The 17,048-nt window shown below is 59.1% G+C and carries 10 protein-coding genes; 8 read left to right on the forward strand and 2 right to left on the reverse strand.

All coding sequences use genetic code 11. The features are described from left to right. The first annotated feature begins 14 nt into the window (after window positions 1–14). From WMO17_RS09045 to WMO17_RS09080, 8 genes are all read left to right on the forward strand, one after another. Window positions 15–1,223 carry a sodium ion-translocating decarboxylase subunit beta gene (locus WMO17_RS09045; protein WP_097775430.1) on the forward strand — a complete coding sequence of 403 codons (1,209 nt, stop codon included), beginning with the start codon at window positions 15–17 and terminating at the stop codon, window positions 1,221–1,223. 402 nt (window positions 1,224–1,625) lie between these two features. After that, window positions 1,626–4,304, forward strand: coding sequence for an ATP-dependent helicase (locus tag WMO17_RS09050; RefSeq protein ID WP_349137932.1), 2,679 nt, complete (start codon window positions 1,626–1,628; stop codon window positions 4,302–4,304). A gap of 7 nt (window positions 4,305–4,311) precedes the next feature. Beyond that, window positions 4,312–5,091, forward strand: a complete 780-nt coding sequence (thyX, locus tag WMO17_RS09055) for an FAD-dependent thymidylate synthase (RefSeq protein ID WP_120081495.1) — start codon at window positions 4,312–4,314, stop codon at window positions 5,089–5,091. Then, entirely contained in the window at window positions 5,088–5,759 is a 672-nt protein-coding gene (locus WMO17_RS09060) for a dTMP kinase (RefSeq protein WP_349137933.1), read from the forward strand. Before thyX ends, WMO17_RS09060 begins: the two co-directional genes overlap by 4 nt. Before the next feature lie 28 nt (window positions 5,760–5,787). Further along, window positions 5,788–6,603 carry a GNAT family protein gene (locus tag WMO17_RS09065; RefSeq protein ID WP_349137934.1) on the forward strand — a complete coding sequence of 272 codons (816 nt, stop codon included), beginning with the start codon at window positions 5,788–5,790 and terminating at the stop codon, window positions 6,601–6,603. A gap of 18 nt (window positions 6,604–6,621) precedes the next feature. After that, window positions 6,622–7,761, forward strand: coding sequence for an endolytic transglycosylase MltG (gene mltG / locus WMO17_RS09070; protein ID WP_005941479.1), 1,140 nt, complete (start codon window positions 6,622–6,624; stop codon window positions 7,759–7,761). Window positions 7,762–7,775: 14 nt separating this feature from the next. Continuing rightward, window positions 7,776–8,999, forward strand: a complete 1,224-nt coding sequence (locus WMO17_RS09075) for a peptidase U32 family protein (RefSeq protein WP_097782215.1) — start codon at window positions 7,776–7,778, stop codon at window positions 8,997–8,999. Window positions 9,000–9,009: 10 nt separating this feature from the next. Beyond that, window positions 9,010–10,725 carry a PASTA domain-containing protein gene (locus WMO17_RS09080; RefSeq protein WP_349137935.1) on the forward strand — a complete coding sequence of 572 codons (1,716 nt, stop codon included), beginning with the start codon at window positions 9,010–9,012 and terminating at the stop codon, window positions 10,723–10,725. Between the two features lie 76 nt (window positions 10,726–10,801). Here WMO17_RS09080 and WMO17_RS09085 read toward each other — a convergent pair whose 3' ends face one another. Both WMO17_RS09085 and gltB read right to left on the reverse strand, forming a co-directional pair. Continuing rightward, on the reverse strand, window positions 10,802–12,280 hold the full coding sequence (locus WMO17_RS09085) for a glutamate synthase subunit beta (protein ID WP_349137936.1): 1,479 nt from the start codon (window positions 12,278–12,280) through the stop codon (window positions 10,802–10,804). Between the two features lie 13 nt (window positions 12,281–12,293). After that, window positions 12,294–16,829, reverse strand: a complete 4,536-nt coding sequence (gene gltB, locus WMO17_RS09090; protein WP_349137937.1) for a glutamate synthase large subunit — start codon at window positions 16,827–16,829, stop codon at window positions 12,294–12,296. Window positions 16,830–17,048 lie beyond the last annotated feature (219 nt).

The raw sequence follows: 17,048 nt of genomic DNA on the forward strand, positions 1-17,048 counted from the left end.
AGAGGAGGAAGAGCATGACACAGTTTATTGATACTCTGGTCGGTATTTTCCAAAGCTCCGGCTTTGCGAAGTTTGGCGAGCCGGGCGGCTACCTGTACGCAGTTATGATCTGCGTGGGCTGCTTTTTGCTGTACCTGGCCATCGTCAAAGAGTTTGAGCCGCTGATCCTGCTGCCCATGGCATTCGGCATGATCCTGGCAAACCTGCCCGGCAGCGGCGTTATCCACATGCAATATTTCGTCGGTGACGGTCTGGAACACCCCATGTGGGTGGAGATCCTGAACAACGGTGGTCTGGCCGATATGCTCTACATGGGCGTTAAGCTGGGCATCTACCCGCCGCTGATCTTCCTGGGCATCGGCACCATGACCGACTTCGCACCCCTGATCTCCAACCCCAAGAGCCTGCTGCTGGGCGCTGCCGCTCAGTTCGGCATTTTCGGTACTTACATGGGCGCTCGTCTGCTGACCGCTACCGGTCTGGTGGACTTCACCCAGAAGCAGTCTGCTGCTATCTCCATCATCGGCGGTGCAGACGGTCCTACCGCTATCTTCGTTACCTCCCGTCTGGCTCCTGAGCTGCTTGGCTCCATCGCTGTGGCGGCCTACAGTTACATGGCGCTGGTGCCTGTTATCCAGCCGCCCATCATGAAGGCACTGACCACCAAGAAGGAACGTACCGTCGTGATGAAGCAGCTGCGCACCGTCTCCAAGACCGAGAGGGTCATCTTCCCCATCATGGTCACCATCATCGTTTCCCTGATCGTTCCGGATGCCGCCGTTCTGGTGGGTATGCTGATGCTGGGCAACCTGATGAAGGAGTGCGGCGTGGTGGATCGCATCCAGAAGACTGCCGGCAATGAGCTGATGAACATTATCACCATCTTCCTGGCACTGTCCGTTGGCTGCACCACCTCTGCAAACACCTTCCTGAACACCCGCACCCTGTTCATCATCGTGCTGGGCCTGATCGCATTCTCCTTCGGCACTGCTGCCGGTGTGCTGTTCGGCAAACTGATGTATGTGCTGACCGGCGGTCAGGTGAACCCGCTGATCGGTTCCGCAGGCGTTTCCGCTGTGCCTATGGCCGCTCGCGTTTCCCAGAAGGTTGGCCAGAGCGAAAATCCCTCCAACTTCCTGCTGATGCACGCAATGGGTCCCAACGTGGCCGGTGTTATCGGCTCTGCCGTTGCTGCTGGTATCCTGATCAACATTTTCAGCTAAGCGCTTTCTGAAAAGCATTTTTCCGCCCGTCGGTTCGCAAGAGCTGCCGGGCGGTTTTTGTTTTACGATTTGAAATGCCCGCCGCGTTTGCTTTGGGCATAAAATAAGGAAATTATATTATTTATTTCGTGTTTGTCGCAGCCTGCGGGCTGCTCCAAACACATTTTCACAAAAAGGCCGTAACGAAAAACGGCTGCTGTTTTATCAGATGCAATTTTTCTCTACGACCTCTTTCGTGAAAAAGTAACTCCGAAAAGCCCGCAGGCTTTTCGGAGTTACAAATTATAAGAATATTTTTTCCGCTGAAAATAGCCAGAGCGAACGCGGCGGCTATTCTCAATCGTTTTGAAATGTGGTATACTGTATTTTGATAGTATAAACATAAAAGGAACAGGGGAAACCATGGCAACAGATCTCACACAGGAATTCTGCGCTCTGCGCGATACCTATATCGAAAAACAGTTTGGCCGCCTGAACGATATGCAGCGGCAGGCAGTGTTCACCACCGATGGCCCGCTGCTCATCCTTGCTGGTGCAGGCAGCGGCAAGACCACCGTGCTGGTAAACCGCATTGCAAACCTCATCCGGTTCGGCTCGGCCCACGGCTCCAAACAGACACCGCGCCCGGCCACGGAGGACGATATCAAGGCTCTGCGCAACGCCATCATGACCGGCACTGCCGCCCCCAGCTGGCTGGACGGGATGCTGCGCCAGAACGCTGTGCGCAGCTGGAACGTGATGGCCATTACCTTTACCAACAAGGCAGCAGGGGAGCTGAAGGAACGTCTGCGCCGGATGCTGGGCGGCGAGGAGGGCGACGAAGTGTTCGCTTCCACCTTCCACTCGGCCTGTGTACGCATCCTGCGCCGCTGGGCGGAGGAGATCGGCTACCCGCGCAGCTTTACTATCTACGATACCGATGATTCCCAGCGCGTGATGAAGGCTGTCTACAAAGACCTGAATGTGGACGATAAGTTCCTGCCCATCAAGGCTGCGATCAACCAGATGAGCCGATGGAAGGATCAGCTTGTCAGCCCGGAACAGGCCCTTGCCAGCCCCGCAAAAGATACCAAAGGCGCGCTGACGGCCCGCATCTACGCGGCCTACGAAAAGCGCCTGAAGGAAGCCGGAGCATTCGACTTTGACGACCTGATCTACCAGACCGTGCAGCTGCTGGCCGAGCATAAGGATGTGCGGGATTTTTACCAGAACAAATACCGCTATCTGCTGGTGGACGAGTATCAGGACACCAGTGTGGCCCAGTTCCGTCTGGTGAGCCTCCTCACCGGCCCGGAAAAGAACATCTGCGTGGTGGGCGATGATGACCAGAGCATCTACCGCTTCCGCGGCGCTACCATTGAGAACATCCTTAATTTCGAGCGCATTTATCCGGGCACTAAGACCATCCGTCTGGAACAAAACTACCGCTCTACGTCCAATATCCTGAACGCTGCGAACTGTGTCATTCAGCACAACACCGAGCGCAAGGGCAAGACCCTGTGGACCAGCAATGGCGAGGGCGATAAGGTGCAGGTGTACACCGCCGAGAACGAGCAGGACGAGGCCAGCCACATCGCGGATGTGATCGGCCAGCACCTGAAAGAGGGCGGACATCTGGCCGACCACGCCATCCTCTACCGCATGAACGCCCAATCGGCCCCCATCGAAAGCTACTTTACCCGTGCAGGCATCCCCCACAAGATCGTGGGCGGCCAGCGCTTCAACGACCGCAAAGAGGTCAAGGATATCCATTCCTACATGTCCATCGTGGCGAACCCCCGCGATGATGTGCGCCTGCGCCGCATCATCAACGAGCCTGCCCGCAAGATCGGTGCCACCACCGTGGAGGTCATTGCCGATCTGGCCGCGCAGGAGGGCGTGAGCATGCTGGACATCATCGGCCATGCCGACCAATACGCAAAGCTCAGCCGCGCCGTAATGCCGCTGCTCAAGTTCTGGCAGATCTATCAGCGCCTGCAGGATTCTTTGGAGATCCGCACGCTGGACGAGTTTGCAGCCGATGTGATCGAGCTGACCGGCTATAAGGCCATGCTGGAAGCCGATGCAGCCAAGGGCCACGAGGATGCGGCTGACCGCCTGCAGAACCTTGGTCAGCTGGTGAATAACGTCAAGAACTACTGCGACCAGCACGGTGAGGAAGCTACGCTGGAAGGCTATCTGGAAGATATCGCCCTCATCAGCGATATCGACAGCTATAACGAGAGCGCCGATCAGGTGGTGCTCATGACCATCCACTCCGCCAAGGGTCTGGAATTTCCGTATGTGTTCCTGATTGGCATGGAGGAGGGCGTGTTCCCCAGCGAGATGAGCAAGTATTCCGAAGCTGATCTGGAAGAGGAGCGCCGCCTTGCCTACGTGGGCATCACCCGCGCCAAGAAGGAGCTGTATATCTCCAACAGCGTTTCCCGGATGCTGTATGGCCGCACCCAGCGCAACGAGCCGAGCCGCTTTTTGCGGGAGATCGAGCCGGAGTATATCGAGGAGACCCGCAGCCCGGTACTGGAACAGCGCTCCCGCTTTGGCGGCTGGGGCGACAGCTATCGTGATACGGTGCCCGGTGGTGCGTCCGGTTACTCCGGGCCGTCCGGATGGGGCCGCAGCGCCAGTGGGTACGGTTCGGGCGGTTACGGAAGCGGCTATAGCAATCGCAGCGGCTACCTGAACCGCGAATACAACGCGGACGAGGGCCGCGGCTTTGGCTCGGCCTATGCAAACCGGGGCCAGAGCCAGAGCGGATATAGTTCCGGCTATGGCCGCAGCGGCGCAGGTACGGAATATGGTTCTGATTACAGTTCTGCATATTCTGACGGAACAACGCGAAAAAAATCTGCAAAGCAAATCTCCTTTACAGGCGCACCGGCAGCAAAAACCGCTGCAAAAGGCGCAAAACACTATGAGCCGGGCGATCTTGTGGAGCACAAGGTGTTCGGACGCGGTCAGGTAGTGGCTGTGAAGCCTGCCGCCGGAGATCAGATCGTGGAGATCAACTTTGAAAAGGTGGGCATCAAAAAGACCATGGCCAATTTTGCGCCCCTGACCAAAATCACTGCGGAGGAATAACACACTTATGATGACTGTTCGTTTGATTGCACATACCCCGGAACCGGAAAAGGTGGTGGCTGCAGCGGCAAAGCTCTGCTATTCCGATGCGCACATCACCGACCTGCTGGACGGCCTGACCGAGGAAAAGACCGCGAAGTTCCTGACCATGCTCAGCGATCTGGGCCATGCCAGCCCCATTGAACATGCCAGCTTCACCTTTGGCATCGAGGGGGTCAGCCGCACTTTGCTGGCGCAGATCACCCGCCACCGCATTGCATCCTTCAGTGTGCAGAGCCAGCGCTATGTGCGGCTGGACGATTTCCGCTATGTGGTACCGCCCGAGATCGAAGCCATCCCGGAAGCAAAGGAAGCTTTCCTTGCCAGCATGGAAGAGGACGCAAAGCGCTACCTCGACCTTGCCCACAAGCTGGAAGAAGGCCACACCGCCCGCCTGATGGCTGAGGGAATGCCGGAAAAGCAGGCCCGCGCCAAGGCCAGCAAGCAGGCCAACGAGGATGCCCGCTTTGTACTGCCCAACGCCTGCGAGACCAAGATGGTGGTCACCATGAATGCCCGCAGCCTGCAGAACTTTTTCCACCTGCGCTGCTGCAGCCGCGCCCAGTGGGAGATCCGGGAGCTGGCCGAAAAAATGTTTGAGCTGGTGTATCCGGTGGCACCGCATATCTTTGCAAAGTCCGGCCCGGCCTGTGTGAGCGGCCCCTGCCCGGAGGGAAAAATGTGCTGCGGCAAAACCGCTGAGGTGCGCGCAAAATATGCATCCATCAAGGAGGCTGCAGGCGTATGAGCAAGGGAAAACTGATCGTACTGGAAGGGCTGGACGGCAGCGGCAAGGCCACGCAGGCAAAGCTGCTGGCAGCACATTTAAAGGAGCAGGGCTTTTCTGTGCGGGAGATCACCTTCCCGAACTATGAGAGCGACTCCAGCGCCCTTGTAAAAATGTATCTGTCAGGGCAGTTCGGCCAGCACCCGGACGATGTAAACGCCTATGCGGCCTCCAGCTTTTACGCGGTGGACCGCTACGCCAGCTACAAAAAAGACTGGGGCAGTTTTTACGAGAATGGCGGCATCGTCATTGCCGACCGCTATACCACCTCCAACGCGGTGCACCAGTGCTCCAAGCTGCCGCCGGAGCAGTGGGAGAGTTTTCTCGGCTGGCTGTTTGATTTTGAGTTCCATCTGCTGGGCCTGCCTGCGCCGGATGAGGTGATCTACTTACAGGTAGACCCCGCCGTGAGCCAGAAGCTTATGACCCAGCGTTACCACGGCGACGAGAGCAGGAAGGATGTGCACGAGAAGGATACCGAGTATCTTGCCCGCAGCCGCTGCGCCGCCGAGTATTGTGCCGCGCACCTTGGCTGGGCCGTCGTGCATTGCACCAGCGGGGACAACATGCGCAGCATCGAAGACATTCAGGCCGAAGTGCAGGAGATCGTGTTGAAGCAGCTGACATAATTTTCGATAAGAGGGGGCATCCTGACAGATGTATCGTTTGATGCAGCCGGGAGATAAACCGGCAGTGCTGGCTTTATGGCAGAGCCAGCGCAATGAATCAGAAGAATTTGCCAAAAAGGCCATTGAGCAGTTTGCAGGCGAGCAGAACGTCTATGTGGCCGAGGAAAATGACGAGATCGCTGCGGTGGTGCTGGCTGTGCCGGTCACGCTGCAGGGCCGCAGCGGCACCTACCTGTACGGTCTGTGCGGCGAGGGCAGCCTGATCCTGGCGGGCCTTGTGGACTATCTGTGTGCCCAGCAGAAGCTGCGCGGCGCAGGGTTTACGGTGGCAGTGCCCACCAGCCCGGAGCAGGCCGCACTGCTGCAGGATAAGGGCTTTGCATGGGCCTTCGCCCTGCGCTGCCTGCCGCGCGAGGTGGAGCGCAACCTGTGGAGTCAGGCGGAGTTTGATTCCGTCACCGCCAAAAAGCTGTGTGAGCTGCGGGAGCGCTTCTGGCCCGATACCGTGCAGCTGACCCCGGAGCGCATGGCCGTGGTGCTGGGAGATCTGTACTCCTCCGGTGCCACCATCGTTTCCAGCGCCCACGGCTATGGTATTTATTTCCGCAAGGAGGATACGCTTTACTTTGTGGAGCTGCAGGCCGACAATGACCGCGCCGCCGAAGTACTGATGGAAGCCGCCCGCGAAAAGGAAGTCATCGTGGAAAAGGCGGTCATTACCGTGGGCGCATCCCAGCCGCTGTTCCTCGGCGAGGGCACCCGGCAGGACTACGGCATGATCCGCTTTGATGCCGAACCCTTTGATGTAGCCGAAAGCTACATGCGCCTGATGCTGGAAAACTAAGATAAAAGGAAGGTGCTTATGGCACACGAAAAAAACACCCGCAAAAAAGGCGGTGTAGGGAAGATCCTGCTGGTGCTGGTGGTACTGCTGGCGCTGGCCGTTGGCGGGGCGCTGCTGTTTGCGCACAACGAGATCAGCGGCAATGGCAGACCCGGCACGGAGGTAACGGTGAGCATCCCGCAGGGCAGCGGCGTTTCCGTCATTGCGCAAAAGCTCAAGGATGCGGGTGTGATCCGCTCAGCCTATCTGTTCCGCTGGTATGTGGGGCAAAAGGGTGCGGCATCAAAGCTGCAGTATGGCGATTTTACCCTGCAGAAGAGCGCCTGTTCTTACGATGCCATTATTGCGGTCCTGTCCACCTACGCCAAGGCCGAAACGGTGCGCGTGACCATCCCAGAGGGAACCACGGCCATTGCCATTGCCCAGAAGATGGAAGCCGCCGGGCTGTGCAGCGCCGAGGATTTCCTGAAGGAAGCTAACGAGGGCGATTTCAGCGAATACACCTTCTGGCAGTACGTGCCGGACGATGCCGACGCGCCGGACCGCTTTATGAAGTGCGAGGGCTATCTCTTCCCGGAAACCTACGAATTCTTAAAGGACGACACCGTGCACAACTATGTAGCCACCTTCTATGCCCAGTTCGATGCACAGATCACCGATGAGATGTATGCAGAACTTAAAAAGCAGGATATGACCCTGCCCCAGCTGATCACACTGGCATCCTTTGTGCAGGAGGAAGCGGGCAACAGTCAGGACTCGAACGTGGCACAGGTGTTCCGCAACCGTCTGGCTGCGGATTCGCCCTACCCGCGCCTGCAGAGCAACACCTCCAGCTATATCCAGAGCGACAGTGACAACAATTACCTCTGGAACTGGGTGGCACCCTACTATGGCGGCTGGGATAATATCCCGGAAAATATCGTGGCTGCGTATGATACCTACAGCTGCAAGGGCCTGCCTGCCGGGCCGATCTCGAACCCCGGCATTGCGGCCATCAAGGCAGCGCTGGCCCCTCAGCCCAATGAGGAGGCCAAGGATGCCTATTTCTTTGTGACCGACCTCAAGGGCAGCTATTATTATGCCCGCACCCTGAGCGAACACAGCGCAAACTGCCAGAAGGCAGCACAAGTGAACAAAACTGTGAATACGGAAAAATGAGAGGAATTTGAACTATGCTGCAAATCCCGGAACTGCTGGCCCCGGCAGGCGATCTGGAACGCCTGCGCTATGCCATCAACTACGGTGCCGATGCCGTTTACTGCGGCCTGCCTGAATTTGGAATGCGGTCTGCTCCGGCCAACTTTACGCCGGAACAGCTGGCCGAGGGTGTCATCTACGCTCACGCCCGTGGCCGCAAGGTCTACCTGACCATGAACACCCTGCCCACCAACGAGGAAGCCGACCGCCTGCCCGAGGCCATCAAGGAAGCAGCCAAGGCCGGTGTGGATGCCTTTATCGTGGCAGACCTTGGTGTGCTGGATGCCTGCAAGACCTTTGCACCGGACATCGATGTGCACATGTCCACCCAGACAGGCATCACCAACTGGGCTGCGGCTCGCGCCGCCTACAACATGGGCGCAAAGCGCGTGGTGCTGGCCCGTGAGATGTCCCTGCAGGATATTGCGATCCTGCGCGATAAAACACCGCCGGAGCTGGAGATTGAAGCCTTTGTGCACGGTGCTATGTGCATGAGCGTTTCGGGCCGATGCCTGCTTTCCAACTACATGGCGGGCCGCGACGCGAACCGCGGCCAGTGCGCCCAGCCCTGCCGCTGGAAATACTATCTCAGCGAGGAGACCCGTCCGGGCCAGCTGTACGAGATCGGCGAGAACGAGAACGGCAGCTACATCCTCAACGCCAATGATATGTGCACCGCGCCTTTCCTTGATCTGATCTGCAAGGCAGGTGTGGACAGCCTGAAGATCGAGGGCCGTGCCAAGACCTTCTACTATGTGGCAAGCGTTACCGCCGCCTACCGCAGGGCGCTGGACGCTTATCTGGCCGACCCGCTCAACGACAACTTTGAGCTGCCTGCTGAAGTGTACGAGGAGCTTACCCGTACCAGCCACCGCCATTACTCGCCGGGCTTCTACTTTGGCCGCGAGCAGGCCAGACAGGCCACCGACAGCGCTACTTACATCCGCGAGTGGGAGTTTGTGGGCACGGTGGACGGCTGGGAGAACGGCGTTGCCTCCTGCCAGCAGCGCGGCAAGTGGAGCCTGGGCGACACTCTGGAAGCCCTCTGCCCGGATGGCCGCAGCATTCCGCTGAACCCTGAGTGGATCGAAAACGAAGCCGGTGAACGGGTGGAGAGCACCCCGCATGCCATGGAAAAATACACCATTCCCACGCCGGAGCTGCCGCCCATGAGCCTGCTGCGGCGCAAAACGGTATAAGGAGACCACAATGGAAGCAACACGCCTGTGTCCATACTGCCTGCAGCCGCTGCCCGGAGCAGCACAAAGCTGCCCGCACTGCGGCAAAAGCTTTGCCGGGCGCAACCCCGGCGGCACCCTGCCGGTGGGCACCGTGCTGGCCGGGCGCTACACCGTAGGGGAAATGCTGAGCATCGACGGCGAGGGCATCCTCTACCGCGGCGCAGAGAATCTGGGCCGTTTCCGGGTGACCATCAAGGAATATCTGCCCATTACCCTCACGGCGGAGCGCACGGCAGAAAGCACCCTGCGGCCCAAGACCGGCAGTGAGGTGCTGTTCAAGACCACCCGCATGGATTTTGCGGACCTGTACCGCTCCATCCAGCGCATCACTCCGGCCAATGGTCTGGAAGCCGTGCTGGATGTGGTGGAAGCCAATAACAGCGTTTACGCCATTCTGGAAAATCTGGGCGGCACCCCGCTGGATCAGTGGCTGGAAAACCACCCCGGCACCATCCGCCCGGACGATGCCTGCACCATGCTGCAGCCGGTGTTTGAAGGCGTAGCCGCCATGCACAAGATCGGTCTGGTGCACCGCGGTATCTGCCCGGAGAACATCCGCGTGATGGAAAACGACCGCTGCCGTCTGGCAGGCTATGCCACGGTGGGCCTGCGCACGGCGGGCAGCGGCCTGCACGAACAGCTGTACGAAGGCTATTCCGCCCCGGAGCAGTATTCCACCGCAGAGTTCGAGGGCCGCTATACCGATGAATACAGCCTTGCGGCCGTGTTCTACCGCATGGTGTGCGGGCAGGCCCCGGTGCCTGCAGCGCAGCGCATTGTGGCAGACTCCAACCCACGCGCAAAATCGGTGAACGGCAGCCTGCCGCTGTACGTCTCGCAAGTGCTGCAGCTGGGCCTGCGCCTGCGGCCCATGGAGCGCATCCAGACCGTGCCGCAGCTGTATCAGGCCCTTTCTTCCAAGGAATACACCGCCGAGCTGACCCGCACCATGAAGCCGGAGACTCCGGTGCGCACAGCCCAGCCGGAGCCGGAACGCAAGGAGCATCTGCTCAGCTTAAAAGCGCTGCTGGCGGGCATTGTGATCCTGCTGTCCATCCTCATTCTGCTCACGCTGTGGAGCGTGCTGAGCCAGCACATCCACCGGCCTGCCGCGTCGGCTGCGGAGTCGGAACCGGCCAGCAGCGAGGTGATGGTGCCGCAGAACCTTGTGCCGAACTTTATTGGCATGGACTACACGCAGGTGCAGAACAACCGGGAATATACCAGCATGTATCTGTTCTACGTCACCGAGGAATACAGCGATACCGCCCCGGCGGGCCAGATCATCCAGCAGGAGCCGAGCGCGGACACTGTGCTCAAGGCAGGGGAGACCATACAGCTGGTGGTGAGCAAAGGCCCGCAGATGGCCGAGATGCCCAATATCATCGGCTTTACGCAGGATAGCGCGGTAAAGGAACTGGAAGCCCGGGGCCTTGTGGCCAGCTGCTTTATGGTGGTGAACGATGGCTCCTATGCATCCGGCTGCGTGGTGCGAACCAGCGAGGAGCCGGGCACCAAGGTGGAAGTGGGCACGGTGATCACCGTGTATATTGCGGCAGACCCCAGTGTGCAGATCACGGTAACACCGGAAGAACCCGCCGCTACCGAACCCACCACGACAGAGCCGGCCCCTCCGGAAACAACAGATCCTACCCCCACGGAACCGGAATACAATACAGACTAAAAAACAAAAGCAGAAGCGGGAGCCTTGCAAAGGCCCCCGCTTCTGCTTGTTTAGGATAGGAAAGAGAATGGCTTAGTTAGAGGTTGGTGTAGCCCATCAGGTAGCGGTCTACCTCGGCGGCGCAGTCGCGGCCTTCGCGCAGGCCCCACACCACAAGGCTCTGGCCGCGGCGCATATCGCCGCAAACGAACACCTTTTCCACGTTGGTCTTGAAGCTGTGGTCTGCCACATTGCCGCGGGCGGTCAGCTCCACACCAAATGCATCGGCCACGTAGCTTTCGCAGCCGGTAAAGCCTGCGGCGATGAACGCCAGCTGGCAGTTGTAGGTAAATTCTTCACCGGTGGGCACCATGCTGGTACGGCCGGTCTCGGGGTTCCGCTCCGGCTTTAGGTAGGAGATGATAGCACCGGTCAGATTGCCTGCATCATCCTTCAAAAATTCCTTCACGGTGGTCTGGTACACGCGCGGGTCCTTGCCAAACTTTGCAAGACACTCGGTCTGACCGTAGTCCACCTTCAGCACACGGGGCCACTCCGGCCACGGGTTGGAGGCTGCACGCTCCTTGGGCGACTGCGGCATCATTTCCAGTGCCACCAGATCGGTGCAGCCCTGCCGCAGGGCCGTGCCCTGACAGTCGTTGCCGGTATCACCGCCGCCGATCACCAGAACATTCTTGCCCTTGGCATCGATGGCCTTGCCGTCCGCGAACTGGCTGTCCAGCAGACTTCTGGTCACGCTGGTCAGGTAGTCCACGGCAAAGTGCACGCCGTTTGCATCGCGGCCGGGCACATTCAGGTCGCGGGCCTTCTTGGCACCGCAGCACAGCACCACGGCATCGTAGCCGTTCAGCAGCTCTTCGGCGGCAACAGCCCCGCCCACATCCATGTTGGTGCGGAACTCCACGCCCTCGGCCTGCATGATCTTGATGCGGCGCTCGATGACGGATTTGTCCAGCTTCATGTTGGGGATGCCGTACATCAGCAGGCCGCCCACGCGGTCTGCACGCTCGAACACAGTCACGGCGTGGCCGCGCTTGTTCAGGTATTCAGCCACCGAAAGGCCGGAGGGGCCGCTGCCCACCACGGCTACGCTCTTGCCGGTGCGGGAGGGCGGCGGTGCGGCGTGCAGCCAGCCCTTGGCGTAAGCCGTCTCAATAATGGCGTGCTCGTTCTCGCGCACGGTCACGCTGCTGCCGGTCACATCGCCGCAGGTGCAGGCCGCTTCACACAGGGCAGGGCACACCCGGCTGGTGAACTCCGGAAAACGGTTGGTGGCCATCAGCCGGTGCATGGCCAGCTCCCACTTGCCATGATAAACAAGGTCGTTCCACTCCGGGATGAGGTTATTCAGCGGGCAGCCGGAGGCCATGCCGCCGATCATCATGCCGGCCTGACAGAAGGGAACACCGCAGTCCATGCAGCGTGCTGCCTGCGTCTGCTGCTCCTCGCGGGAGAGCCAGACGTGAAATTCGTTAAAGTTTTCAATGCGTTCCAGCGGCGGAACATCCGTGCTGGTTTTGCGCGTATAGTCGATAAATCCAGTTGTCTTACCCATAACGCTGCCCTCCTTACTTCTTCTTCTGCACCGTGTAGAATGCTTCGATCTGTGCCTGCTCGCCGTCCAGACCGCGCTCCTCAACGGATGCGATCACACGCAGCATACGGTCATAATCGTAGGGCAGAACTTTCTTGAACTTGGGCAGGAATTCGCTGAAGTTGTCAAGAATCTCTTTGCCGCGGGGAGAGCCGGTGGCCTCCACATGTTCGCGGATCAGCTCTTTCAGGGTGGCAACATCGTACTTGTGCTCCACAGGCTCCAGGCTGACGGTCTCCTTGTTCACGCGCTGGTAGAAGTCCCAGTTCTCGTCCAGCACGTAGGCGATGCCGCCGGTCATACCGGCTGCAAAGTTCTTGCCGGTCTGGCCCAGAACCACCACCGTGCCGCCGGTCATGTACTCGCAGCCGTGGTCGCCAACGCCCTCCACAACGGCGGTGGCACCGCTGTTGCGCACGGCGAAGCGCTCACCGGCCACGCCGGAAATGAACGCCTTGCCGCTGGTAGCACCGTACAGGGCCACGTTGCCGGTGATAATGTTCTCCTCGGGCTTGAACGTGATGCCCTTGGGCGGGCGCACGACGATCTTGCCGCCGGACAGGCCCTTGCCCATGTAGTCGTTGCAGTCGCCCACAAGGTCCAGCGTCAGGCCGCCCGGGATGAAGGCACCAAAGCTCTGGCCGCCTGCACCCACACAGTGGGCGGTGTAAACATCATCCGGCAGGCTGTTGCCGTATTTGCGGGTGATCTCGCTGCCAAAGATGGCACCAAAGGCGCGGTCGGTGTTGGAGACATCCAGCGTCACGCTCTGGGCATTCTTGCTGCTGAGCTTGAACTTCTTCATCAGCACCTTCATATCGAGGGTGTTTTCCAGATGGAAGTCGTAGGTGTCCTCCTTCACGAAGTGAACATTGCTGTTCTCGATGGCAGGGTTGTGCAGGATGCAGTCGAGATCCATCTTGGAAGCGCGGCTGCCGGGTGCGGCAGGCTTGACCTTGAGCAGGTCGGTGCGGCCCACCAGTTCATCGATGGTGCGCACGCCCAGCTTTGCCATGTACTCGCGCAGCTCCTCGGCCACAAAAGTGAGGTAGTTGATGATGTATTCCGGCTTGCCCTTGAAGTTCTTGCGCAGCTCCGGGTTCTGGGTGCAGATGCCCATGGGGCAGGTATCCAGATTACACACACGCATCATCACGCAGCCCTCGGCCATCAGCAGGGTAGTGCCGAAGCCGAACTCCTCTGCGCCCAGCATACAGCTGATGGCAACATCGCGGCCGGAGAGTAGCTTGGAGTCGCTCTCGATGCGCACGCGGGTGCGCAGGCCGTTCAGGATCAGGGTCTGATGGGTCTCGGCGATGCCCAGCTCCCACGGCAGGCCAGCGTGCTTGATGGAAGTACGCGGTGCTGCACCGGTGCCGCCGTCGTAGCCGGACACCAGAATGACCTGTGCGCCGCCCTTGGCAACACCGGCCGCAATGGTGCCAACGCCGGCCTCACTGACCAGCTTGACATTGATGTTGGCGCTGCGGTTGGCGTTCTTCAGGTCGTAGATCAGCTCTGCAAGGTCCTCGATGGAGTAGATATCGTGGTGCGGCGGGGGAGAGATCAGGCCCACACCGGTGGTGCTGTGGCGGGTCTTTGCAATCCACGGATATACTTTGGCACCGGGCAGGTTGCCGCCCTCACCGGGCTTTGCACCCTGTGCCAGCTTGATCTGGATCTCTTCCGCAGAAACGAGGTATTTGCTCGTCACACCAAAGCGTGCGGAAGCCACCTGCTTGATCTTGGAATTGCTCTCGCTGTGGTAGCGCTCTTCGGGTTCGCCGCCCTCGCCGGTGTTGCTGCGGCCGCCCAGACGGTTCAGGGCAATGGCAATGGTCTCATGGGCTTCACTGCTCAGGGCACCGTAGCTCATGGCTGCGCCCTTGAACCGCTTGACGATGGAGCTTACCGGCTCCACCTCTTCCAGCGGGATGCCGCCGTCAGGAGCATAGTTGAAGTCCAGCAGGCTGCGCAGATGCACGCCGTCAGCACCCATATTGTCCACGGTGCTGGTGAACTGCTTGAAAGCCGAGTAGTCGTTCGTCCAGCAGGCTTTCTGGAACAGGTGGATGGTCTGGGGGTTGAACAGGTGTTCTTCCTTGCCGCTGCGGAACTTGTGTGCGCCGCTGTCGGCCAGCTCCATGTTGATGTCCAGACCCAGCGGGTCGAAGGCTGCGTTGTGCTGGGCTTCCACATCGGCCTGAATGTCCGAAAGGGTAATGCCGCCCACACGGCTCACCGTGCCGGTGAAGTATTTGTCGATGACATCCTTGGAGATGCCCACAGCCTCAAAGATCTGGCTGCTCTGGTAGCTCTGGATGGTGGAAATGCCCATCTTGGAGGCAATCTTCACAATGCCGCTGAGGATGGCGTTGTCGTAGTCCTCCACGGCTGCATAGTAATCTTTGTCCAGCAGGCCTTCGTCGATGAGCTGGCCGATGGTCTCATGTGCCAGATAGGGATTGATGGCGCAGGCACCGTAGCCCAGCAGAGCGGCAAAGTGGTGCACCTCGCGCGGCTCTGCACTTTCCAGGATCAGGGCCAGTGCGGTGCTCTTCTTGGTGCGGATCAGGTACTGCGAAACCGCGGAAACTGCCAGCAGGCTGGGAATGGTCACGTGGTATTCATCCACATCGCGGTCAGAAAGGATGATGATGTTTGCACCATCCTTGTAGGCGCGGTCAACCTCCAGAAATACACGGTCGATGGCCTTTTCCAGACTGGTATTCTTATAGTAGTTGATGGACACCGTGGCTACCTTGAAGCCGGGCACGTTCATGTATTTGATCTTGAGCAGGTCGGTGCTGGTCAGGATGGGGTTGTGCACCTTGAGCACCTTGCAGTTCTCGGGCTTGTCCTCCAGCAGGTTGCCGTGTGCGCCAATATACACGCTGGTGGAAGTGACCACCTTTTCGCGGATGGCATCGATGGGCGGGTTGGTGACCTGCGCAAAGCGCTGCTTGAAGTAATTGAACAGCGGCGGATGCTGGTTGCTCAGCACAGCAAGCGGGGTGTCGGTGCCCATAGCGCCGGAAGGCTCTGCGCCTGCCCGTGCCATGGAGAGGATCATGGTGTTCACATCCTCATACTTGTAGCCGAACACCTTCTGCAGGCGGGTGAGCTGATCGCCGGTGTAGCTTTCCACCTTCACGTTGGGAATTTTCAGTCTGGCCAGCTCCACAAGGTTGCGGTCGATCCACTCGCCGTAAGGCTCACGGCTGGCGTAGAACTCCTTGAGCTTTTCGTCGTCCACCACTTCGCCCTTCACGGTGTCCACCAGCAGCATTTTGCCGGGGCGCAGACGATCCTTGACCAAAATATTATCCGGCTCACATTCCAACACACCCACCTCGGAGGACAGGATCATGCGGCCGTCCTTGGTGATGTAATAGCGGCTGGGGCGCAGACCGTTGCGGTCCAGCACAGCGCCCATCACGTCGCCGTCCGAGAAGAGGATGGCAGCGGGGCCATCCCAAGGCTCCAGCATGGTGGCATAATACTGGTAGAAATCGCGCTTTTTCTGGCTGATGTTCTTGTTGTTCTCCCACGGCTCGGGAATGGTGATCATCACGGCCAGCGGCAGATCCATGCCGTTCATCACCATGAATTCCAGCGCGTTATCCAGCATGGCGGAATCGGAGCCGGAAGTGTTGATGATGGGCAGGATCTTGTTCATGTCGTCCTGCATGATGGAGCTGGAGATGCTCTCTTCACGGGCCAGCATGGCATCCGTGTTGCCCTTGATGGTGTTGATCTCGCCGTTGTGCAGGATGAAGCGGTTGGGGTGTGCGCGCATCCAGCTGGGGTTGGTGTTGGTGGAGAAGCGGCTGTGCACCATGCCGATAGCGGATTCATAATCCTCGTCCTGCAGGTCGGTATAGAACAGGCGCAGGTCGTGCACAAGGAACATGCCCTTGTACACGATGGTGCGGCTGGACAGGCTGGGCACATAGGTGCCGTTGCTGGCCTGCTCGAACACGCGGCGCACAATGTACAGCTTGCGGTCAAAATCGATGCCCTTGCTCACCTTGGCGGGCTTTTTGATGAAGCACTGCCAGATAGCAGGCATACAGTCGCGGGCTTTCTGGCCCACGGCATCCGGGTTCACGGGAACCTTGCGCCATGCCAGAAATTCGAGGCCTTCCTTGCGGGTGACCACCTCGAACAGCTTCATGGCCTGCGCACGCAGGTGTTCGCTCTGGGGGAAGAAGAACATGCCCACACCGTACTCGCGCTCGTTGCCAAGGCTGATGTTCAGTTCTTCGGCCACCTTGGAGAAGAACTTGTGGCTGATCTGCAGCAAAATGCCCACACCGTCGCCGGTCTTGCCCTCGGCATCCTTGCCGGCACGGTGCTCCAGCCGTTCCACAATGGCCAGTGCATCGTCCACGGTCTGGTGGCTTTTGCGGCCCTTGATATCCACCACAGCGCCAATGCCGCAGGCATCGTGCTCAAACTGTGGATCGTACAGACCAAGGGTGTTTTTCTGCTCTGTAAAGTTTTCCATAGACTTTCCCATCCTTATCTAAAATCCTCACCGGTGCGGCACCCTCCGCATTCTGACAAAAAAGAAAAGCGCCCCGCAAGGGCAGACTTTACCCTTGCGGAACGCCTTTGTTCCGGTACTTATTATTATAGCGAGCCGTGAAGAATCTTCAAGTGACAGCTGCACCAAATATAACAACAGCTTTCCACTGCTTCTTGTGCGAAACGCCGCGTACGGCGG

This window comes from Faecalibacterium faecis (assembly GCF_040096475.1).
Lineage (GTDB): Bacteria > Bacillota > Clostridia > Oscillospirales > Ruminococcaceae > Faecalibacterium > Faecalibacterium taiwanense.